Origin of the sequence: Halomonas sp. KAO (genome assembly GCF_015595025.1) — a bacterium.
Lineage (GTDB): Bacteria > Pseudomonadota > Gammaproteobacteria > Pseudomonadales > Halomonadaceae > Halomonas.
Genome location: NZ_JADNRL010000019.1, coordinates 787,018 through 808,860, shown reverse-complemented (window position 1 = coordinate 808,860; position 21,843 = coordinate 787,018). Strand labels below are relative to the sequence as shown.

Annotated in this window: 22 protein-coding genes; 17 read left to right on the top strand and 5 right to left on the bottom strand. The window is 63.9% G+C overall.

Annotated elements, in window-relative coordinates:
- Positions 1-4 precede the first annotated feature (4 nt).
- The 5 genes from IOC61_RS10030 to IOC61_RS10010 form a co-directional block, all read right to left on the bottom strand.
- Complete coding sequence (locus IOC61_RS10030; RefSeq protein WP_195688678.1) at positions 5-1,264, bottom strand: AAA family ATPase; 1,260 nt, start codon at positions 1,262-1,264, stop codon at positions 5-7.
- A 48-nt stretch (positions 1,265-1,312) separates the two neighbouring features.
- Positions 1,313-2,605 (bottom strand): glutamate-1-semialdehyde 2,1-aminomutase, encoded by a 1,293-nt coding sequence (gene hemL / locus IOC61_RS10025; RefSeq protein WP_195688677.1) that lies wholly within the window; start codon positions 2,603-2,605, stop codon positions 1,313-1,315.
- A gap of 124 nt (positions 2,606-2,729) precedes the next feature.
- Positions 2,730-3,575 carry a bifunctional hydroxymethylpyrimidine kinase/phosphomethylpyrimidine kinase gene (gene thiD / locus IOC61_RS10020; protein ID WP_195688676.1) on the bottom strand — a complete coding sequence of 282 codons (846 nt, stop codon included), beginning with the start codon at positions 3,573-3,575 and terminating at the stop codon, positions 2,730-2,732.
- On the bottom strand, positions 3,575-4,006 hold the full coding sequence (gene hemJ, locus IOC61_RS10015; protein WP_195688675.1) for a protoporphyrinogen oxidase HemJ: 432 nt from the start codon (positions 4,004-4,006) through the stop codon (positions 3,575-3,577). The genes thiD and hemJ overlap by 1 nt, the downstream gene beginning before the upstream one ends.
- Positions 4,007-4,044: 38 nt before the next feature.
- The gene (locus IOC61_RS10010) at positions 4,045-5,907 is read right to left on the bottom strand and encodes a chloride channel protein (protein WP_195688674.1); all 1,863 of its coding nucleotides are present in this window, start codon (positions 5,905-5,907) and stop codon (positions 4,045-4,047) included.
- A gap of 108 nt (positions 5,908-6,015) precedes the next feature.
- Between IOC61_RS10010 and argC the strand changes: the two genes are divergently transcribed.
- From argC to atpD, 17 genes are all read left to right on the top strand, one after another.
- Entirely contained in the window at positions 6,016-7,050 is a 1,035-nt protein-coding gene (gene argC / locus IOC61_RS10005; RefSeq protein ID WP_195688673.1) for an N-acetyl-gamma-glutamyl-phosphate reductase, read from the top strand.
- A 287-nt stretch (positions 7,051-7,337) separates the two neighbouring features.
- Entirely contained in the window at positions 7,338-7,691 is a 354-nt protein-coding gene (erpA, locus tag IOC61_RS10000) for an iron-sulfur cluster insertion protein ErpA (protein ID WP_195688672.1), read from the top strand.
- A 112-nt stretch (positions 7,692-7,803) separates the two neighbouring features.
- Positions 7,804-8,592: a transporter substrate-binding domain-containing protein gene (locus tag IOC61_RS09995; protein WP_195688671.1), complete on the top strand. Its 789-nt coding sequence runs from the start codon at positions 7,804-7,806 to the stop codon at positions 8,590-8,592.
- 110 nt (positions 8,593-8,702) lie between these two features.
- A complete protein-coding gene (locus IOC61_RS09990) occupies positions 8,703-9,374 on the top strand; it encodes an amino acid ABC transporter permease (protein WP_195688670.1) in 672 nt (223 codons plus the stop codon).
- 33 nt (positions 9,375-9,407) lie between these two features.
- Entirely contained in the window at positions 9,408-10,175 is a 768-nt protein-coding gene (locus tag IOC61_RS09985) for an amino acid ABC transporter ATP-binding protein (protein ID WP_195688669.1), read from the top strand.
- A gap of 563 nt (positions 10,176-10,738) precedes the next feature.
- A complete protein-coding gene (mnmG, locus tag IOC61_RS09980) occupies positions 10,739-12,643 on the top strand; it encodes a tRNA uridine-5-carboxymethylaminomethyl(34) synthesis enzyme MnmG (RefSeq protein WP_195688668.1) in 1,905 nt (634 codons plus the stop codon).
- The gene (gene rsmG, locus IOC61_RS09975; protein WP_195688667.1) at positions 12,640-13,290 is read left to right on the top strand and encodes a 16S rRNA (guanine(527)-N(7))-methyltransferase RsmG; all 651 of its coding nucleotides are present in this window, start codon (positions 12,640-12,642) and stop codon (positions 13,288-13,290) included. The genes mnmG and rsmG overlap by 4 nt, the downstream gene beginning before the upstream one ends.
- A 31-nt stretch (positions 13,291-13,321) precedes the next feature.
- Positions 13,322-14,092, top strand: coding sequence for a ParA family protein (locus IOC61_RS09970; RefSeq protein ID WP_195688666.1), 771 nt, complete (start codon positions 13,322-13,324; stop codon positions 14,090-14,092).
- Positions 14,093-14,128: 36 nt separating this feature from the next.
- Positions 14,129-15,046, top strand: a complete 918-nt coding sequence (locus IOC61_RS09965) for a ParB/RepB/Spo0J family partition protein (RefSeq protein ID WP_195688665.1) — start codon at positions 14,129-14,131, stop codon at positions 15,044-15,046.
- A gap of 189 nt (positions 15,047-15,235) precedes the next feature.
- Positions 15,236-15,622 (top strand): ATP synthase subunit I, encoded by a 387-nt coding sequence (locus IOC61_RS09960; RefSeq protein ID WP_324254713.1) that lies wholly within the window; start codon positions 15,236-15,238, stop codon positions 15,620-15,622.
- A gap of 16 nt (positions 15,623-15,638) precedes the next feature.
- The gene (gene atpB, locus IOC61_RS09955) at positions 15,639-16,466 is read left to right on the top strand and encodes a F0F1 ATP synthase subunit A (protein ID WP_195688663.1); all 828 of its coding nucleotides are present in this window, start codon (positions 15,639-15,641) and stop codon (positions 16,464-16,466) included.
- A 78-nt stretch (positions 16,467-16,544) separates the two neighbouring features.
- A complete protein-coding gene (atpE, locus tag IOC61_RS09950; RefSeq protein ID WP_023006402.1) occupies positions 16,545-16,772 on the top strand; it encodes a F0F1 ATP synthase subunit C in 228 nt (75 codons plus the stop codon).
- A 76-nt stretch (positions 16,773-16,848) separates the two neighbouring features.
- Positions 16,849-17,319 carry a F0F1 ATP synthase subunit B gene (locus IOC61_RS09945; protein ID WP_195688662.1) on the top strand — a complete coding sequence of 157 codons (471 nt, stop codon included), beginning with the start codon at positions 16,849-16,851 and terminating at the stop codon, positions 17,317-17,319.
- An 11-nt stretch (positions 17,320-17,330) separates the two neighbouring features.
- Positions 17,331-17,867 carry a F0F1 ATP synthase subunit delta gene (locus tag IOC61_RS09940; RefSeq protein WP_195688661.1) on the top strand — a complete coding sequence of 179 codons (537 nt, stop codon included), beginning with the start codon at positions 17,331-17,333 and terminating at the stop codon, positions 17,865-17,867.
- 16 nt (positions 17,868-17,883) lie between these two features.
- Complete coding sequence (gene atpA, locus IOC61_RS09935; protein WP_195688660.1) at positions 17,884-19,428, top strand: F0F1 ATP synthase subunit alpha; 1,545 nt, start codon at positions 17,884-17,886, stop codon at positions 19,426-19,428.
- A 71-nt stretch (positions 19,429-19,499) separates the two neighbouring features.
- Positions 19,500-20,381, top strand: a complete 882-nt coding sequence (gene atpG, locus IOC61_RS09930; RefSeq protein WP_132043358.1) for a F0F1 ATP synthase subunit gamma — start codon at positions 19,500-19,502, stop codon at positions 20,379-20,381.
- A 66-nt stretch (positions 20,382-20,447) separates the two neighbouring features.
- Positions 20,448-21,824, top strand: a complete 1,377-nt coding sequence (gene atpD / locus IOC61_RS09925) for a F0F1 ATP synthase subunit beta (RefSeq protein ID WP_195688659.1) — start codon at positions 20,448-20,450, stop codon at positions 21,822-21,824.
- The last annotated feature ends 19 nt before the right edge of the window (positions 21,825-21,843 follow it).

Here is a 21,843-nt window from a genome sequence, read left to right as displayed (position 1 = left end):
TCTCTCAGGCAAGCTTCACGTGCTCCTCGATCAACCCCAGCAGGGTATCGGCGGCATTGTCCGCGGTGGTATCGAGATGGACCAGATGCAGACGCTCCTCGTCGCCGAACGGCTCGAATCGCCGCTGCTGCCGCGCCAGTACCGCCAGGCTCTCCTCGACGGCGCCCCCCTGGCGCGTGGCCCGTTTCTCGATGCGCCGCCTCAGGGTGGCATCATCGGCCTCGAAGCTGACCAGCAGACAGGGAAGGCCACGCGCCTCGGCCTGCTGACGCAGCTGATCGCGCTGGGCACGCGTCAGACAGGTGGCATCCACGCAGGCGGGAATGCCGGCATCGAGCAGAAAGCCGGCACAGGCGGCAAGCCGCCGATAGGTCGCCGCGGTGGCCGCCTCGCCGAAGATATCCACAGCCGTCTGGCCGGGATCGCCCTGTGGATGGCCTGAACCCTCCTCGGGCTGTGCGAGTCGCTGGCGTTCCGCCTCCGAGCTGACACGAATCGCACCGAGGCCGGTCACCAGCCCACGGGTAAAACGGCTCTTGCCGCTGCCCGAGACGCCCACGGCGATCACCAGTGGAGGGAAGCGGAACTCCGCGATCCGCTCGGCAAGGGCCAGGTAGCGACGGCACTCGGCCATGCTTTCGGCCAGCAGGGCGGAGTTTTCCGAATCGACACCATCCGCGAGTCGACGTCGCAGGGCGCGTCGTGCCGACGTCAGGGCATGACAGGTTCCGAACAGCGACAGCAGACGGGCGAGTTCATAGTCCCCCGACCGACGCAGATAGCGATCCAGCGCCAGCCGCGTCAGCTCCGGGGTCTCGCGGCCCTCCAGGCCCACCAGCAGCGCCGCCAGGTCGCTGGCCGGATCGTCGGCGAGATCGGCCCCCGGCACCTCCAGGTCACGTCCGATGGCGTTGACCAGCAGCGGTCGACCGGCGTGACACAGGCGGCTTTCGGGATGGTGCAGCGCCCAGCTCGGCACCCGACGGTGGGCACGCGCCTCGAGGATGGGCGTCAGCCGCACCAGATCCTGCTCCAGCCACTCTCCCAGCTGATCGAGTCGCTTACGCTCCCCTTCATCCCACAGAGCCCCGCGAATCTCCGCCAGCTCGGCCTTCATGGCCAGCGTCAATGGCCGACCGGCCTCCTGCGCCGCGGCGGCGTCGGATATCGCATCGCGATGATGGGCCACCAGCGCATCGATAAGCGATTCCAGCTCAAGACTTTCGCCACTGCCGGCCTTGTCGGCGTCCAGGGTATGACGCATGGGGGTTCTCCCGGTGGTGATTCAATGAGGCGTCAGTCCTGACGCTGCTCAGTCTTGACGTTGCATAGCCACGAAGGCCTTCTCGGCGGCATCCAGGGTGAACTGGATATCCTCCGGTGTATGGGCGCTGGACATGAAGCCCGCCTCGTAGGCCGACGGCGCGAGATAGACACCCTCGTCGAGCATCGCCGAGAAGAAACGGCGGAAGGCATCGGCATCACAGGCGGTGGCCTGGGCGAAGTTGTCGACTCGGCTCTGGCCGGTGAAGAAGAGGCCGAACATGCCCCCCGCACTCTGGGTGATCATCTCCACCCCTGCCGCGTCGGCACGCTCCTGCAGGCCGTGGCAGAGGGTATCGACCCGCTGTGCCAGGGCATCATGGAAGCCGGGCTCACGCAGCTTGCCGAGGAGTGCGATGCCCGCCGCCATGGCCAGCGGGTTGCCGGATAGCGTGCCCGCCTGATAGATGGAGCCCAGCGGCGAAATATTGGACATGAGGGCCTCGTTCCCGCCGAAGGCGCCCACCGGCATGCCACCGCCAACGATCTTGCCCAGGCAGGTCAGGTCGGGGCGCACGCCATAGTGCGCCTGGGCACCTCCCATGGCCACGCGGAACCCGGTCATCACCTCGTCGAAGATCAGCACGCTGTCGTGGGCGTTGCAGACTCGACGCAGGCACTCCAGGAAGCCGGGCTGCGGGGGAATGCAGTTCATATTGCCGGCCACCGGCTCGACGATGATGCAGGCCACCTGATCGCCGATCTCCTCGAAGCACTGCTCCACGGCCTCGACATCATTATAGGCCAGGGTGATGGTGTGCTCGGCCAGGGAAGCGGGAACCCCGGGAGAGCTGGGCTCGCCGTGGGTCAGTGCGCCCGAGCCGGCCTTGACCAGCAGGGAGTCGGAGTGACCGTGGTAGTTGCCCTCGAACTTGACGATCTTGTCGCGTCCGGTGACGCCACGTGCCAGACGGATCGCCGACATGGTGGCCTCGGTACCGGAGTTAACCATGCGTACCATCTCGATGGAGGGGATCATCTCGCAGATAAGATCCGCCATGGTGGTCTCGATGGCGGTGGGGGTCCCGAACGAGAGGCCGTTGTCGAGGCGGCTGCGCACCGCGCCCAGCACATCGGGGTCGGCATGTCCGGTGATCATCGGACCCCAGGAGCCCACGTAATCCACATAACGCTGGCCCTCGACATCGAACAGATAGGCTCCCTGGGCGCGCTCCATGAACACCGGCGGGCGATGCAGCCCCTTGAAGGCGCGCACCGGCGAGTTGACGCCCCCGGGAATATGCCGGCAGGCCTGAGCGAAAAGCTGAGCGGAGGTTGTCATATCGTATCTGTCCTCGAAGCTGTGGATAATTCTCTGGATAAGCTATTCACAGGGGGTGAAAAGGTGGCAAACGTCTTCAATTCCCCCATTCTCGATGCTCCGGCCGCCAAAGACCATCCCCCCATCAGGGAGAAGCGGGCGATCCGCGGTGCGTCGCCATCGGCAAGTGCCAGAGGCGACGCGGCAGCGCCTGGCCCGAGCCGGGTCGCCAACCGTGCGACAGGGCTTCCCAGGTGAAGGCCTGTGCCTGTTCACACGCCGCCACCAGCGACTCCCCAAGGGCTAGGCGCGTGGCCAGGAAGGCCGCCATGGTGCAGCCGGAGCCATGAAACTGCCCCGTCAGCCGCGGCCAGTTCCACTGACGACTCTGGTCAATGGCATGCAGTGTGTGTGTCACCCGATCCGCCGGTGCGCCGGGTACGGGGTCGTCTGTCCCGGTCACCAGTACCGCCTGACAGCCAAGATGCATCAGCGCCACGGCTCGCTCCGTGTCCTCGGCCAGTTGCGGCGACAGCCTCGTCAGCTCACCCCGGTTGGGGGTCAGGATATCCACCCGTGGCAGCAGCCGTTCCCGGTAGGCGTCGATCAGCTCGATTGTGGATAACTCTCTTCCCCCGCCGGCGCGCAGCACCGGATCGGCCACTACCGGCACCCCGGGGAAGCGTTCGAGAATATCGCTGACCGCATCCAGGGTAGCCAGATCGGCCACCAGGCCGAGCTTGATCGCCGCCACCTCGAACTCATCGAGGGCAGCGACACTGGCCCGCATGACATCGGGGTCGGCAGGCAACACCCTGGAGACATCCGTACAGGACTGAACGGTCAGGGCCGTGGGGACGGTAAGCGCCCAGCCGCCACCGGCGGCCACCGCCTCGGCGTCGGCTACCAGACCCGCGCCGCCGGTAGGGTCATGACCCGCCAGTACCAGCACCACCGGAAGATGGGGTTCGTGTGTCACGTTGTCTGCCATCAGAACGGCTTGAGCACGGCCAGGAAGATGATGATCAGCAGGGCGATCACCGGCAGCTCGTTGAACCAGCGAAAGAAGACATGACCACGCCGGCAGCGTGCCTCGGCAAACTGCTTCAAATAGATCAAACAGACATGGTGATAGCCGACCAGCAGTGCCACCAGCAGCAGCTTGGCATGGATCCACCCCTGAGTCAGCCAGCCGGGGTTGAGCACCAGCATGATGCCGCCGAACAGCAGCACGGCAATCATGGAGGGGGTCATGATGCCGCGATAGAGCTTGCGCTCCATGACCAGGAAGTGATCGATTGCCTGCTGCTCCCCCCGGTCACGCGCCTTGGCGTGGTAGACGTAGAGCCGGGGCAGATAGAACATGGCGGCAAACCAGGTCACCATGGCGATGAGATGCAGGGCCTTGAACCACAGATACATGGGAGTTCCTTGCGAGACCGATGAGGTGATGGGTGGCGTCAGCCACCGACGCGATAGAAGCGTTCGATGGCTCCGCGGGTGATGATACCGGAAATGCGCTTCTGCTTCGGCCGATGACCATGCTCGACATAGAGCGCATCGAGCATCGAGTCGTTGAGCTTGTTGAACGCCTCGGAGAGCGTGGCCTGCAACCCGATCGGGGCGAGCTCCAGGCGCTCGCCGGGTATCTCCAGCAGATCCACCAGGGGTGGTTCACTCCTGTCCCTGCTTCTCTCTTTCGGTGTTCCCTTCCTGCGACCCTGTCGATCGCCGGCCTCCTCGCCCTCGAGGGGTGAACCTGCATTCTCCTTCTCTTCCCGGGCGGTCTCTTCCTGGACAGTGAGCCAGCGAGCCAGATCCGCGGCCTTGAGCGCCAGTATCGGCTTCTCGTCACTGGAGCGCTCGATCAGGATCCACACCGGCTCCGATTTCAGCAGCGCCCGCGCCTTCTCATGGGTCACCATGCGCTGGGTACGCTCCAGCCGACGATCCATCACCGCCGGTACCGAGACCCGCGAGAGCGCCTGCATCAACGGCTGCTGAAGGGGGTGCAGCCCCTGGCGCTTCACGCTCAGGAAGAAGCCGCTACAGCGGCATAGCTGCCGCGCGGTCAGGCAGGAGATCACCACCGCGAGCATGCCTGGGAGGATGATATTGGGGTTGTGAGTCAGCTCGAGCAGCGCCATCAGCGCCGCCAGCGGCGCCTGCAGTACCGCCCCCATCATCGCCGCCATGCCCAGCATGGCGAACAGCGCCGGGTCGGATGCCTCGATGGGCAGAAGCCAGTGGCCCGCCATGCCACACAGCGCACCGGCTGCCCCACCGATCACCAGTACCGGCCCGATGATGCTGACCGGAATTCCGCAGGCCACGGTGCCGGCGGTAAGCAACAGCTTGCCGATCGCCACGGCGATCAGCACATCCACCGCCACCGAACCGCTGAGAGTGGCCTGCAGTGTGTCGTAGCCCATGCCCTGTACCTGGGGGTACCACCAGGCCACGACGGCCACGGCACCGCCTGCCATCAGGAAGCGCAGCGCCATGGGCAGAGGCTCCAGGCGATCCCCCAGCCGCGAGACCCTCACGAACAAGCCGGCGAGCAGGCCAATGACAAGGGCACTGACGATGATCCACGGCAGATCGAGCAGCGAGTTGAGATGCAGGTCGGGCACGAAGATCGCAGGGTCGGGGCCATAGACCATCTGAGCCACCACAGCGCCCATGGTGGAGGCCAGGATCACCGGCATGAAGCCGATGATGGTGTACTCCATCATCACCACTTCCATGGCGAAGATGACACCGGCAATCGGGGTATTGAAGGAGGCGGCGATACCGGCCGCCGTACCACAGGCGACCAGCACACGCAGGCTGTTATGGGGCAGTCGCAGGCGCTGGCCCAGGCCGCTGGAAGCGGCGGCCCCTAGGTGAATGGCCGGCCCCTCGCGACCGGCGGAGAGCCCCCCCAGCACCGAGATCAGGCCTACCACCCATTGGGTCAGCCAGTTACGCAGCGGAAAGCGTCCCTGATGGTAGGTCAGGCGGTCGATCACGTGAACGACCCCCACCTGACGGCCAGCCGGGGGAATCGACCACATCCACAACCCGATCAGCAGCGCCGCCCCCAGCGGCATCAGGCTGCGCAGCACCGGTGGAATGGGCTCGAAAGCCTCGGGACTGTCGGCGGGGAAGAGCCACAGTCCACCCAGCTCCAGCAGACTGCGAAACCCCACCATCAGCACGCCGGTCAGCACTCCCGCCACAACGCCCAGGACGCAGAGTTGCGGTAGGGCATCCACATTGGCAAGCTGGTGGCGAAAGCGCTCCAGTCCTTGGCCGACATTGAAGCGTGGCAAACGCGGCACGTCGTGGTTTCCTTTACGACTGAGTGACAACCTTCCGGTCTTTCACCTGTGTATCATACCCCAGCGGGGCGTTGACAGCCCGGCACCCATCAATCCAAGGAGGCTTACGTGATCAAGGTCGGAATCGTCGGCGGCACCGGGTATACCGGCGTCGAACTGCTCAGGCTGCTGGCCCAGCATCCCCAGGTGGAGATCGAGGCCATTACCTCACGCTCCGAGGCGGGCCAGTGCGTCACCGATCTCTATCCCAATCTGCGTGGTCACTATGACGACCTGACCTTCAGCGAACCCGATGTGAAGCGTCTCGGCGCCTGCGATGCCGTGTTCTTCGCCACTCCCCACGGCGTGGCCCACGCCCTGGCCGGTGAGCTGCTCGAGCAGGGCACTCGCGTCATCGATCTTTCCGCCGACTTCCGCCTGCGTGATGCCACGGAGTGGGCCGAGTGGTATGGCCAGCCCCATGGAGCACCGGCACTGCTCGACGAGGCGGTGTATGGCCTGCCCGAAGTCAATCGTGACAGGATTCGTGAGGCACGCCTGATCGCCGTACCCGGCTGCTATCCCACCGCCGTCCAGCTCGGCCTGCTGCCGCTGCTTGAGGCCGGCCTGATCGATGTGGAACGTATCATTGCCGACTGCAAGTCCGGTGTCACCGGTGCCGGCCGCGGCGCCAAGGTGCCCTCGCTGCTGGCCGAGGCCAGCGAATCCATGAAGGCCTACGGCGCCAGCGGCCATCGCCACCTGCCGGAAATCCGCCAGGGCCTGGGCGATGCCGCGGGCCGGGCGGTAGGATTGACCTTCGTGCCCCATCTGACGCCGATGATTCGCGGTATCCACGCCACCCTCTACGGCCGCCTCACCGGCAGTCACGACGACCTGCAGGGGCTGTTCGAACAACGCTTCGCCAACGAGCCCTTCGTCGATGTGATGCCGCCGGGTAGCCACCCGGAGACCCGCAGCGTCAAGGGTGCCAACCTCTGCCGACTCGCCCTGCACCGCCCCGGCGACGGCGATACCGTGGTCGTGCTCTCGGTGATCGACAACCTCGTCAAGGGCGCCTCGGGCCAGGCGATCCACAACCTCAACCTGATGTTCGGCTTCGACGAGAACGCCGGGCTTGCCGCCCCCGCGCTGATGCCCTGATCCCTTCCCGCTTTCCCGGCAGAGGTTGACCAGAGCTATCGCAGATAACTTGACAGCTCGGTAGCTCGGGGCTGATCTGGCGACAAGCCCCGGAGCGCCGGACCGACGAGGAGGCGCTGTGAACCCTTCTCTGGGCGCTACCGACGCCTTCCCTGGCGTAGGACCTCCTCTTCGGCTTGTCCCCAGCGCCCCTTGGCTCCGGTAACTGCGATAGTCCTGAGAAGTTGACCCTTTTGCTGGGGTTTGCGGATAATGATCGGTCACACTTCCATCCCCTGGAGTCCACCATGAGCGAAGCCGAATCCTTCGTCCCCACGCCTCTGATGCTGTCCGACAGCGCACGGGCCCGGCTGCGCGCGCTGATCGCGGAACAGGGCAACAGCGAGCTGAAGCTACGCGTCTACGTCACCGGTGGCGGCTGCTCGGGCTTCCAGTATGGCTTCGACTTCGCCGACGACATCGCCGACGACGATACCGTCATTGCGTTCGGTGACGTGGCGCTGGTGGTCGACCCTCTCTCCTACCAGTATCTGGTGGGCTCCACCGTCGACTACGAGGAGGGGCTGGCCGGCGCTCGCTTCATGGTTCAGAACCCCAACGCCAGCACCACCTGTGGCTGTGGAGCCTCCTTCATGGTGTAACACCGCTCCGCTGGTGTGGAGCGTGAGATTCCCCAACTTGACGCTCTGTCGGAATCTCGCCAAGGTTGACACGGCGAGTCCCACAGAAAAGTCCCAAGAACAGGGGAACCCCATGAAGAATAGCACTACGGCCTCACCCTTCCTGAAACAGACCCTTATGGCCAGCGCCCTGGCCCTGGGCAGTGGTCTGGCCGGCTCCGCCCTGGCCCAGGACGCCACCGTCAACGTGGTCACCGACCCCAGTTTCGTCCCCTTCGAGATGCTGGATACCGAGACCGGCGAGATGGTCGGCTTCGATATGGATATCATCCATGAAGTGGCCGACCGCGCCGGCTTCGAGGTCAACCTGACCACCATGGAGTTCAACGGCATCATTCCGGCGATCCAGACCGGCAGCCAGGAGATCGCCATCGCCGGTGTGACCATCACCGAAGAGCGCGCCGAGATCGTCGACTTCTCCGATCCCTACTACGACTCCGGCCTGCGCATCATGGTGCGTGCGGATAACGACGAGGTGGAGAGCCTGGAGGATCTCGAAGGCCTGACCGTGGCCACCAAGATCGGCTCCACCAGCTATGACTTCCTCCAGGAAAAGCTGGGCGACAGCGCCGAGATCACGCCCTATCCGGGCACTTCCGACATGTACATGGCGCTGCTCGGCCGCAATGTCGATGCCACCTTCTACGATGCGCCCAACGTCGGCTACTTCGCCCAGACCCGCGGCGAGGGGCGTACCAAGGTGGTCGGCCCCCTCTACGAGGGGCAGCAGTATGGCATCGTCTTCCACAAGGGCAGCGAGTGGGTAGAGCCGGTCAACGAGGCACTGGCCGCGATGCAGGAAGATGGCACCTACGACGAGATCTACACCAAGTGGTTCGGCGAGGCGCCCAGCGACGACTGAGGCGGCTCCCCCTCCCGATATCGTCGCCCCCCGGGCGACGCGAGTATCCGCGGGGCCGGGCGGCATGACCACCCGGCCCCGTGTCGTTTAACACTCCCGGAGAACTTCTCGTGGACGTGACCTTTCAATTCGACTGGGCGGCCGCCTTCAGCTCGATACCACACCTGTTGCCGGGCGTTCCCTGGACGCTGCTGATCTCCTTCGGCGGTCTCGCCATCGGCTTCGTGATCGGCATCGTCTTCGGCCTTATGCGCATCAGCCCGGTCGTCTGGCTGCGCCTGCCCGCCATCTTCTATATCGAAGTGTTTCGGGGCACCCCGATCCTGGTACAGGTACTGTTCATCTTCTACGGCCTGCCGCAGATTCTCGGTGAACCGATCAACGCCCTGACCGCCGGCATTGCCGCCATCGCCGTCAACTCCGGTGCCTACATCTCCGAGGTGGTTCGTGGTGGCGTGCAGTCTATAGAACGTGGCCAGCGCGAAGCCTCACTCTCCCTTGGGCTGTCGCGTACCCAGGCATTCCGTTACGTGATCTGGCCTCAGGCCCTGCGTCGCATGATCCCGCCACTAGGCAACCAGGCGATCATCAGCATCAAGGATACCTCGCTGTTCTCCGTGATCGGGGTCGGCGAGCTGGTGCGACAGGGCCAGATCTATATCGCCACCACCTTCACCGCCATGGAGGTCTACCTGATGGTGGCAATGCTCTATCTGGCCATCACCTGGACCCTGTCGATCCTGCTGCGCCAGCTCGAGCGTCGCGGCCTGGTCGGCCAGTGACGGGGTTAACAAAGAGCAAGTGAGGGCCAACACATGACCCAGAAAGAGAAGACGACCTCCGCCATCGTACGCATGGAGAAGGTCAACAAGCACTTCGGCAATCTGCACGTTCTGAAGGAGATCGACCTGGAGGTCATGCCCGGTGAGGTGGTGGTGATCATCGGCGCCAGTGGCTCCGGAAAGTCGACCCTGATTCGCTGCATCAATGGCCTGGAGGAGTTTCAGGATGGCCATATCGATGTGGACGGCAACGAGCTCACTCCCCACGGCAAGAGCGGCCGCGCGCTGCAGAGGATCCGCACGGAGGTGGGCATGGTGTTCCAGCAGTTCAACCTCTTTCCCCATCTGAGCGTGCGCGACAACGTCACCCTGGCCCCCATGAAGGTGCGTGGCTGGAGCGAGGAGGACGCGGTGGAAACCGCCGAACGTCTGCTCGAGCGCGTCGGGATCGCCGATCAGTCCGAGAAGTATCCGACCCAGCTCTCCGGTGGCCAGCAACAGCGTGTTGCCCTGGCCAGGGCGCTGGCCATGGAACCACGGCTGATGCTGTTCGACGAGCCGACTTCCGCACTCGACCCCGAGATGATCGGCGAGGTGCTCGACGCCATGCGTGAGCTGGCCCGGGAAGGCATGACCATGATCATCGTCACCCATGAGATGGGGTTCGCTCGGGAAGTCGCCGATCGGGTCATCTATGTCCACAAGGGTGAGATCGCCGAGGTGGCGCCCCCCGAGAAGATCTTCGATAGCCCCAACGATGAGCGTACCCGCAGCTTCCTCTCGCGGGTGCTCAAGCACTGAGACTGTCCTGTCTATAAGAGCTGTTCGTGAGCCCTGCTCGTGAGGAAAGGAAAAATGGCCCAGCCGCATCGCGGCTGGGCCATTTTTTTGGCTGTGGACAGAATTTCTTCTGATCTCCTGAATTTCGGCTCCAGGGCCCGCGCCTGAGGGATTCGTGGATAACTGCGGTGGTTGTTCACAGCCGCGGGCACAAGCCAGGTAGCCGACGGTGGAAAAGCGGTGAGGGGTTGCCGTTGTGGACAAGCCGGCACTCCATCCACAGGCTTTTCGCCGCTCATCCGCAGGCTGTCAGCCTCTTCTCCTCGCCGTGGTCAACAATGCAAGTCACTAATCAGAAAGGAGAGGAATTGGTTATCCACAGATATTGTCCACACCAGTAGTTACAACCATTACAGAACTTCTTTATTTATATACTGATATTAATTAATAGTCGGTAAGGAGAAAAACACACCGGCGACCAGGGTGTGGAAAACCCTGACGATTACCCACAGGAGGTTTATACTGGCGGGCTGATTTCATCCCTAGTTCGCAAGACAGGCGCCATGGCGCCAATGAGGTGCACCTTGGATTACCCCGACCGCTTCGACGTCATCGTCATCGGCGGCGGCCATGCGGGAACCGAAGCCGCCCTGGCCGCTGCTCGCATGGGCTCTCGAACCCTGCTGCTGACCCACAACATCGAGACCCTCGGGCAGATGTCCTGCAATCCGGCCATCGGGGGCATCGGCAAGAGCCATCTGGTTAAGGAGATCGATGCACTGGGCGGAGCCATGGCACAGGCCACCGACCTGGGAGGCATCCAGTTCCGCGTGCTGAATGCCCGCAAGGGGCCTGCCGTGCGGGCGACCCGTGCCCAGGCCGACCGAGTGCGCTACAAGGCGGCCATTCGTGGCCTGCTGGAGAACCAGCCGAACCTGACGCTGTTCCAGCAGGCCGCCGGTGACCTGATCGTCGATAACGACCAGGTACGCGGTGTGGTCACCGAGACCGGTATTCGTTTTCACGGCGAAACCGTGGTGCTGTGCACCGGTACCTTCCTCGGTGGCGTCATCCATATCGGACTCGACAGCACCCACGGAGGCCGTGCCGGTGATCCGCCCTCGAACCGCCTGGCCAATCGTCTGCGTGCCCTGCCGTTCCGGGTCGATCGTCTCAAGACCGGCACCCCCCCGCGCCTCGATGCGCGTAGCCTGGACTTCTCCCAGCTGGAGGAGCAGCCCGGTGATTCGCCCACCCCGGTAATGTCGTTCATGGGCAGCCGTGAGCAGCACCCCCGCCAGGTAAGCTGTCATATCGCCCATACCAACGAGCGCAGCCACGAGATCATCCATGCCAACCTCGATCGCTCGCCGATGTACTCCGGGACGATCGAGGGGGTCGGTCCACGCTACTGCCCCTCCATCGAGGACAAGGTCCACCGTTTCGCCGACAAGGCAAGCCATCAGGTCTTCATCGAGCCCGAGGGGCTCGATACCCATGAGCTCTACCCCAATGGCATCTCGACCTCACTGCCCTTCGATGTGCAGCTGCAGGTCGTCCGCTCCATGAAGGGGCTCGAGAATGCCCATATCACCCGGCCCGGCTACGCCATCGAGTACGACTTCTTCGACCCGCGTGACCTCAGGCATTCGCTGGAGACCCGGTTCATCTCCAACCTGTTCTTCGCCGGGCAGATCAATGGCACCACCGGCTACGAGGAGGCCGGTGCCCAGGGACTGCTGGCGGGTCTCAATGCCGCCCGCCGTGCACAGGGGCTCGATACCTGGTGCCCCGGACGCGACGAGGCCTATCTCGGCGTGCTGGTGGATGACCTGATCACGCTCGGCACCCGAGAGCCCTACCGGATGTTCACCTCCCGCGCCGAGTACCGCCTGCTGCTTCGCGAAGACAACGCCGACCTCCGTCTCACCGAGATGGGCCGCAAGCTCGGGCTGGTGGATGACGTACGCTGGGCGGCCTTCAGCGAGAAGCGCGAGGCCATCGAGCGTGAAAGCGCCCGGCTCAAGGCCAGCTGGGTCCAGCCCGACAGTGTCGCGGCGGGTATCATCACCGAGAGGACCGGCAAGGCGCTGACCCGGGAGTACAGCCTGATGGACCTGCTCAAGCGTCCCGAACTCGGCTATGGCGATGTGGCGGGACTTCCGGGCATCGAGGGTCAGGCGGTGAGCGACGAGGCAGTGGCCGAGCAGGTGCAGATCCAGGCCAAGTACCAGGGGTATATCGATCGCCAGCGCGACGAGATCGCCAAGCTGAAGCGCCACGAGGCGACGCCGTTGCCCGCTGATCTCGACTACACCCGGGTCGATGGGCTGTCGCATGAGATTCGTCAGAAGCTGGAGGAGGCGCGTCCCGAGACGCTTGCACAGGCCTCGCGGATCTCAGGCATCACGCCCGCAGCGATATCGATCCTGCTGATTCACCTCAAGAAGCGTCGACTCCTCGATGATCACAAGGTGGCCAACGCATGATGGAGTCACAGGGCATGGTGGAGACGAGACTCGACGAGGGGCTCAAACAGCTGGAGATCAGCGTCGATCCCGAGCAGCGTCGCCAGCTGCTCGCGCTGGTCGGGTTGTTGCACAAGTGGAACCGCGCCTATAACCTCACCGCGATACGCTCGGCCGAGGAGATGGTCTCGCGCCACCTGCTGGACAGCGCCGCGGTGCTGCCCTACGTGAGCGGGCGAACACTGCTGGACGTGGGCGCCGGGCCGGGCTTTCCCGGGTTGGTGCTGGCGATCCTCAGGCCTGACCTCGAGGTAACCCTGCTCGACAGCAACGGCAAGAAGGTTCGCTTCCAGCGTCAGGCGGCGATGGAGCTGGGGCTCACGAATGTAACGCCGGAACAGGCGCGGATAGAGGCCTTCGAGGAGCGCTATGACCAGGTGATCTCCCGAGCGTTCGCCAGTCTTGGCGACTTCGTCGCGCTGACCCGTGAGCGAGTGGTGGCCGGTGGCCAATGGCTGGCCATGAAGGGGCCCTCCGTGGACGAGGAGCTGGCCGAGCTGCCGGCTGAGATCATCCCGGTGGCCCATCACCGCCTCGAGGTGCCCTTTGATGTCGGCACTCGCCTGCTGGTGGTGCTAGAGCGCCGGACACAAGCCCCGGCACCCTGACAACCCGCGTTTCCCCGCAACGGAGTTGCCCGTGACCAAGATCATCGCCCTGACCAACCAGAAAGGTGGCGTCGGCAAGACCACCACCGCGGTCAATCTCGCCGCCAGCCTGGCGGCCCTGGATCGCCGTGTGCTGCTGGTCGATCTCGACCCTCAGGGCCATGCGACCATGGGCAGTGGCATCGACAAGCATGACCTGGATGGCAGCGTGCTCGAGGTGTTGCTCGGCGAGCGTGATGCCACCGGAGTGATCCTCGACTGTCCCGAGGCGGGCTATGCCTTACTGCCGGGCAACGGTGACCTGACCGCCGCCGAGGTCGCCCTGCTGGACAGAGAGGCGGGACGCGAGCGCTGCCTGGAGAACGCCCTGTCGGCAGTGGCAGACGAGTATGACGTGGTGCTGATCGACTGCCCCCCGTCGCTCAACATGCTGACCGTCAATGGCCTGACAGCGGCCCATGGGGTGCTGATACCGCTGCAGTGTGAGTTCTACGCCCTGGAGGGGCTCTCCGCGCTGCTCGACACCGTGGAGCAGATCAAGGACAGCGTGAACCCCGGGCTCGAGATCTTCGGCATCCTGCGTACCATGTTCGATGCCCGTAACAGCCTGACCCGCGACATCACCAAGCAGCTGCGCGACTACTTCGGCGAGACCCTGCTCAAGGCCACCATTCCCCGCAACGTGCGGGTCGCCGAGGCGCCCAGCCATGGCCTGCCGGTGACCAAGTATGCGCGCTTCTCGCGGGGGAGCCAGGCCCACCGGGTGCTGGCCAAGGAACTGATTCGGCGCCTGTCGCTGTAACTCCTGTTGTGCAACATCAGTGATGAGGGAAAGTCGATGACGCGTAAACGCGCCCTGGGACGCGGCCTGGATGCCCTGATCGGTGGTAATGCCCGCCGCCGCGAGAGCCTCGACCTGCCCGAGGTGGAACTTGATGACGATGAGGTGTCGAGCAACCCTGCCACCGAGCCGGAACCGGTCGAGCGTCTCGAGCGGCTGCCGCTAGGCCAGCTTTCCCGCGGCAAGTACCAGCCACGCCGCGATATTCAGCCCGAGGCGCTGGAGGAGCTGGCCGACTCGATTCGAGCCCAAGGGGTGATGCAGCCCATCGTGGTGCGCCCCGTGTCCCAGGACCGCTACGAGATCATTGCCGGGGAGCGCCGCTGGCGTGCCGCCCAGCTGGCCGAACTCGATGTCATTCCCGCGGTGGTTCGCGAGGTAAGCGACGAGGTCGCGCTGGCCCTGGCGCTGATCGAAAATATCCAGCGCGAGAACCTCAACCCGGTCGAGGAGGCCATGGCCCTCAAGCGGCTGCTGGAGGAGTTCGAGCTTACCCAGCAGCAGGTGGCCGACGCGGTGGGCAAGTCCCGCACCCAGGTCACCAACCTGCTGCGGCTGCTGGCCCTCGACCCCGAGGTGCAGACCCTGCTGGAGCGTGGCGACCTCGACATGGGTCATGCACGTGCCCTGCTGGTCCTGCCGGCTGCCAAGCAGCGCAAGGCCGCCCACGAGGTGGTCAATCAGGACCTGACCGTGCGCGCGACCGAGGCACTGGTGAAGCGGCTTGCCGAGGGACAGCCCGGCAAGGCCGAGCCGGCACCGCCCAGCCCGGACGTCACCCGACTGGAGACTCGTCTGGGCGAGCTCCTCGGCGCCCCGGTGAAGATCCAGCATGGCCGTGGCGGCAAGGGCCGAGTGACCATCCGCTACTCGAGTCTCGATGAGCTGGATGGGATCCTCGAGCACATTCGCTAGCCGTTGTGGCATGATGCACGTCAGGTTGTCGACAACTTTTGCACCTTTGGTCGAAAAATGACCGAAAATCACGGGGAAAGCCTGCCACCTCAGTTGAAGCGCCGGCGGGGCTTCCCTATAATCCGCGGTGATTTTGGCCTTGTGCCAGGCTCGACCCAAGGATCCGGCGAGAAAACGATGAGATATCCCGTGACTCGCCGGCACAATCTGGGCTGGCGTCTACTGCGACTGGAAGCCCTGGTGATGTTCGCCCTGGTCGCCGTAGCGACCCTGCTGGGAGGCGTCGAGGTGGGGCTATCGGCCCTCTCGGGGGCCCTGGTCGGCCTGCTGCCCCAGGCGTTCTTCGTCTGGCGAAGCAGCAGCAGCCTGGCGCGAGGCGGCAGACAGGCACATCGGTTCGTGATGAACCTTTACCGTGCCGAAGCGGGCAAGTTCGGTTTGACGGTGGCACTGCTGGCGATGGTCTTCGTGGCAGTGCCCCCCTCAAACCCGATTTCTTTCTTCAGCGCATACGTGGCGACCCATCTCATGCCCTGGCTGGCAGCATGGCTAAGGCGTGAGCGGTCGACCCCTTAACCGAGGTGATCTTCGCATGGCAGCAGGCAGTGATAACGCGGCGGCTAACTATATACAGCACCACCTCCAGAACCTGACCTTCGGCCACCACCCCGAGAACGGCTGGTCCCTGGCACACAGTGCCGAGGAGGCCAGCGAGATGGGGTTCTGGGCCATCCATCTGGATACCATGGGCTGGTCCATCGCCATGGGGGTGCTGTTCATCTGGCTGTTCCGCAAGGCCGGCAAGGCGGCGACGACCGGTGTTCCCGGGCCGCTGCAGAACCTGGTGGAAGTGGTCTTCGAGTTTATCGAACTCACCGTGCGTGGCGCCTTCCACGGCCGCAACCCGGTGATCGCGCCCCTGGCACTGACGCTGTTCGTCTGGATCTTCCTGATGAACGCCCTCAAGCTGGTCCCGATCGACTTCGCGCCCGGAGTGTTCGCCCGACTCGGCATCGACTACATGAAGCTCGTGCCGACCACCGACCCCAATGCCACCCTGGGCATGGCCATCGGTGTGTTCGGTCTGATCATCTACTACAGCATCAAGGTCAAGGGTGCTGGCGGCTTCGCCAAGGAGCTGTCGCTGACCCCCTTCAACCACTGGTCACTGATTCCCTTCAACCTGGTGATGGAAATCATCGGTCTGCTGGTCAAGCCGCTGAGCCTTGGCCTGCGTCTGTTCGGCAACATGTTTGCCGGTGAGGTGATCTTCATCCTGATCGCCCTGCTGCCCTTCTGGGTGTCCTGGACCCTGAGTGTGCCCTGGGCCATCTTCCATATCCTGATCATCACCCTGCAGGCCTTTATCTTTACCGTGCTGACTGTCGTCTATCTGAGCCAGGCACACGAGCACCACTGAAGTCGAACCCCTTGCAACACCCTTAACCTTCAACCCTAAACCCTTAACCCTAAACTACTCTCAATCAGGAGCATTACCATGGAACTCGTCTATATCGCTGCCTCCCTCATGATCGGCCTGGGCGCTCTGGGTACCGGCATCGGCTTCGCCATCCTGGGCGGCAAGCTGCTCGAGTCTACCGCTCGTCAGCCGGAGCTGGGCGACCAGCTGCAGACCAAGACCTTCCTGATGGCGGGCCTGCTCGACGCCGTGCCGATGATCGGCGTGGGTATCGCGATGTACCTGATCTTCGTCGTTGCCGGTTAATGCATGACAGCACCGAGCGCACGGCGCTCGGTTTGCTTGTTTCCGGACAACACGAACCTGTCAGAGGTACCGCCCCGTGAATATCAACATGACGCTGATCGGGCAGACGATCGCCTTCGCGATCTTTGTCTGGTTCTGCATAAAGTACGTGTGGCCACCGATCAGCAATGCGCTTCATGAGCGCCAGAAGAAGATTGCTGACGGCCTGGATGCGGCCAGCCGTGCATCGCGCGACCTGGAACTCGCCCAGGAGCGCGCCGAGCAGACGCTGCGTGAAAGCAAGGAACAGGCTTCACAGATTCTCGAGCAGGCCAACAAGCGTTCCTCCCAGATGGTCGAGGAGGCCCGTGAGCAGGCCCGCGTCGAAGGCGAGCGTATCGTCGCCTCCGCTCGTGCCGAGATCGAGCAGGAAGTCAATCGCGCCAAGGACGAGTTGCGTGCCCAGGTGTCCAGCCTGGCGGTCACCGGTGCCGAGCGTGTCCTGGAAGCCTCCATCGACGAAAAGGCCCATCGCAAGCTGCTCGACAAGCTTGCTGCCGAACTGTGAGGAGGTGATCCATGGCGGAACTGTCTACCGTCGCCAGGCCCTATGCCAAGGCGGCGTTCGAGTACGCACGCGATCACCAGACGCTGGATACCTGGTCCGACTGGCTGAGCAAGCTGGCCATGGTGGTAACGAGCCGTGAGGCACTCAAGCTTCTCGCCAGCCCCAAGCTCGACGTAGAGCGCAAGGTGGCCCTGGTGGTCGAGCTGGCGGAGGTCGACCTCGATGAGGCGGCTAGCCGCTTCCTCAACACCCTGGGTGAGAAGGGGCGCCTGCCGGCCCTGGCCGCTATCGGCGAACAGTTCGAGACGCTGCTCGCCGATCACGAGAAGCGCGTCGACGTTACCGTGGTGTCGGCCTACAAGCTCACCAAGGCCCAGCAGGACAAGCTCTCCGGCGCGCTCAAGAAGCGCCTGAATCGCGAAATCTCCATTACCACTCAGGTGGATCCCGAGCTTCTCGGTGGTGTCATCCTGCGTGCCGGCGATACCGTCATCGACGGGTCGGTGCGTGGTCGATTGAGCCGCCTTTCCGAAGCCCTTACCGCCTGAGTCTGAGGGACATGGCATGCAGCAACTGAATCCTTCCGAGATCAGCGACATCATCAAGCAGCGTATCGAAAAGCTGGATGTCGCATCCGAAGCCCGTAATCAGGGCACCATCGTCAGCGTTTCCGACGGCATCGTGAAAGTACACGGCCTCGAAGACGCGATGTTCGGTGAAATGATCGAGTTCCCCGGCAGCATCTACGGCATGGTGCTCAACCTCGAGCGTGACTCCGTGGGCGCCGTGGTGCTTGGCGACTACCTGCAGCTTGAAGAGGGCATGACCGCCCAGTGCACCGGACGCATCCTCGAGGTGCCGGTGGGCCCCGAGCTGTGCGGGCGCGTGGTCGATGCGCTGGGCAATCCCATCGACGGCAAGGGCGAGCTCAACGCCAAGCTGACCGACGCGGTGGAAAAGGTCGCCCCCGGCGTCATCACCCGTCAGTCCGTCGACGAGCCGATCCAGACCGGCTTCAAGTCCATCGACGCCATGGTGCCGATCGGCCGCGGCCAGCGTGAGCTGATCATCGGTGACCGCCAGATCGGCAAGTCGGCGATCGCCATCGATGCCATCATCAACCAGAAAGGCACCGGCGTCACCTGTGTCTACGTGGCCATCGGTCAGAAGCAGTCGACCATCGCCAACGTGGTGCGCAAGCTCGAAGAGCATGGCGCCATGGAGCACACCATCGTGGTCGCCGCCGGCGCCGCCGATCCGGCCCCGATGCAGTTCCTCGCGGCCTACTCCGGTTGCACCATGGGCGAGTACTTCCGCGATCGCGGTGAAGACGCCCTGATCGTCTACGACGACCTCTCCAAGCAGGCCGTGGCCTATCGTCAGGTCTCCCTGCTGCTGCGTCGTCCGCCGGGCCGTGAAGCCTATCCCGGTGATGTCTTCTACCTCCACTCCCGCCTGCTGGAGCGCGCGGCACGCGTGAACGCCGACTACGTCGAGAAGTTCACCAACGGCGAGGTGAAGGGCAAGACCGGCTCGCTGACGGCGCTGCCGATCATCGAGACCCAGGGTGGTGACGTCTCGGCCTTCGTTCCGACCAACGTGATCTCGATCACCGACGGTCAGATCTTCCTCGAGACCGACCTGTTCAACTCGGGCATCCGTCCGGCCATCAACGCCGGTCTCTCGGTCTCCCGTGTCGGTGGTTCCGCCCAGACCAAGATCATCAAGAAGCTCGGCGGCAGCGTGCGTCTGGCCCTGGCCCAGTACCGTGAGCTGGCGGCCTTCGCCCAGTTCGCTTCCGATCTGGACGAGGCGACCCGCAAGCAGCTGGAGCACGGTCAGCGTGTCACCGAGCTGATGAAGCAGAGCCAGTATGCGCCGATGTCCGTGGCCGAGATGGCACTCTCCCTGTATGCCGCCAACGAGGGCCATCTGGAGGAGGTCGAGGTCAACAAGGTTCTGGACTTCGAGCGTGCCCTGCGCGACTTCATGAAGGCCGAATACGCCGAGCTGCTCGACAAGATCAACCAGACCGGCGACTACAACAGCGAGATCCAGGACGGACTGAAAGAGGGTCTCGAGAAGTTCAAGGCCACTCAGAGCTGGTAATCCCGTTGGCCCATCCCGCCCGCGGGATGGGCCCTGGAGCTTACTGAGTGCCACGAACGGAGTAGATCGCTATGGCAGCTGCAAAAGAGATACGCACCCAGATCGGGAGCATCAAGAACACGCAGAAGATCACCAGCGCCATGGAAATGGTCGCGGCGTCGAAGATGCGCAAGGCCCAGGACCTGATGAAGTCCAGCCAGCCCTATGCGCGTCAGATTCGCAACGTGGTCGCGCATGTCGCCGATGCCAACCCCGAGTACCGCCACCCCTGGATGGTCGAGCGTGAGGTCGAGCGCGTCGGCTACATCGTGGTGTCCACCGACCGCGGCCTGTGTGGCGGCTTGAACATCAACCTGTTCAAGGCCGTGACCAAGGACGCCAAGGCGTGGCATGACCAGGGGGCCGAGCTGGATTTCTGTGCCCTGGGCAGCAAGGCCGGCAGTTTCTTCAGAAGCTACGGGGGCAACCTCGTCGCGGCGAAGAGCGGCCTGGGCGAAGCGCCCGAGGTCGAGGATCTGATCGGCAGTGTGAAGGTGATGCTGGATGCCTATGACGAGGGTCGGCTGGACCGCCTGTGCGTGGTGTACAACGAGTTCGTCAACACCATGACCCAGAAGCCGGTGGTCCGTCAGCTGTTGCCCCTGTCACCCGATATGGGCTCGGATTCGAACGACGAAGAAGACAAGCGTCCCGGTAGCTGGGACTACCTGTATGAGCCGGATGCCAAGGCGCTGCTGGATAGCCTGCTGGTGCGATTCGTCGAATCGCAGGTCTACCAGGCGGTGGTCGAGAACGGAGCCTGTGAGCAGGCCGCCCGAATGATCGCCATGAAGAGTGCCACCGATAACGCCGGCAATCTCATCGACGACCTGGAGCTGGTGTACAACAAGGCCCGTCAGGCGGCCATTACCCAGGAAATCTCCGAGATCGTCGGTGGTGCCGCGGCCGTATAAGCGCCAGGGAGGCCATGGCCCTCCCGGCATGCAGGTTTCATTTTCAGGTATTTGAGAGGAACCAAGATGAGCGGACGTATCGTACAAATCATCGGCGCGGTGATTGACGTAGAGTTTCCGCGGGACAATGTTCCCAAGGTCTACGACGCGCTGAAGGTCTCGAATGTCGAGACCGTGCTCGAGACCCAGCAGCAGCTGGGTGATGGCGTGGTGCGTACCATCGCCATGGGCTCCACTGAGGGGCTCAAGCGGGGCATGGACGTCACCAACACCGGTGCGGCCATCTCCGTGCCGGTGGGCGAGGAGACGCTGGGTCGCATCATGAACGTGCTCGGCGAGCCCATCGACGAGGCGGGCGAGATCGGTGAGCAGGAGCGCATGCCGATTCACCGCAGTGCGCCGGGCTATGCCGACCAGGCGGCTTCCAGCGAGCTGCTCGAGACCGGCATCAAGGTCATCGACCTGGTCTGCCCGTTCGCCAAGGGCGGCAAGGTCGGCCTGTTCGGCGGCGCCGGTGTGGGCAAGACCGTCAACATGATGGAGCTGATCCGCAACATCGCCACCGAGCACAGCGGCTACTCGGTCTTTGCCGGTGTCGGTGAGCGTACCCGCGAGGGTAACGACTTCTATCACGAGATGACCGAATCCAACGTTATCGACAAGGTATCGCTGGTCTACGGTCAGATGAACGAGCCGCCCGGGAACCGCCTGCGCGTGGCCCTGACCGGCCTGACCATCGCCGAGAAGTTCCGCGATGAAGGCCGTGACGTGCTGCTGTTCGTCGACAACATCTACCGTTATACCCTGGCCGGTACCGAGGTCTCCGCCCTGCTGGGTCGGATGCCCTCCGCGGTGGGTTACCAGCCGACCCTGGCCGAGGAGATGGGTGTGCTCCAGGAGCGCATCACCTCCACCAAGACCGGCTCGATCACCTCCGTGCAGGCCGTCTACGTGCCCGCGGATGACCTGACCGACCCGTCGCCGGCGACCACCTTCTCGCACCTGGACGCCACCGTGGTACTGGCGCGTTCGATCGCCGAGCTGGGTATCTACCCGGCCATCGACCCGCTGGACTCCACCTCCCGTCAGCTCGACCCGCTGGTGGTGGGCGAGGAGCACTACGGCGTCGCTCGCGGCGTGCAGAACGTGCTGCAGCGCTACAAGGAGCTCAAGGACATCATCGCGATCCTGGGCATGGACGAGCTTTCCGACGAGGACAAGCTGGCCGTGTCTCGCGCGCGTAAGATCCAGCGCTTCCTGTCACAGCCGTTCTTCGTCGCCGAGGTGTTCACCGGTTCGCCCGGCAAGTACGTGTCCCTCAAGGACACCATCCGCGGCTTCCAGGGCATCCTCGACGGCGAGTACGACGAGCTGCCGGAGCAGGCCTTCTATATGGTCGGCACCATCGACGAGGCCGTCGAGAAAGCCAACCAGATGAAGTAATCCCGTCTACCTGGGAGAC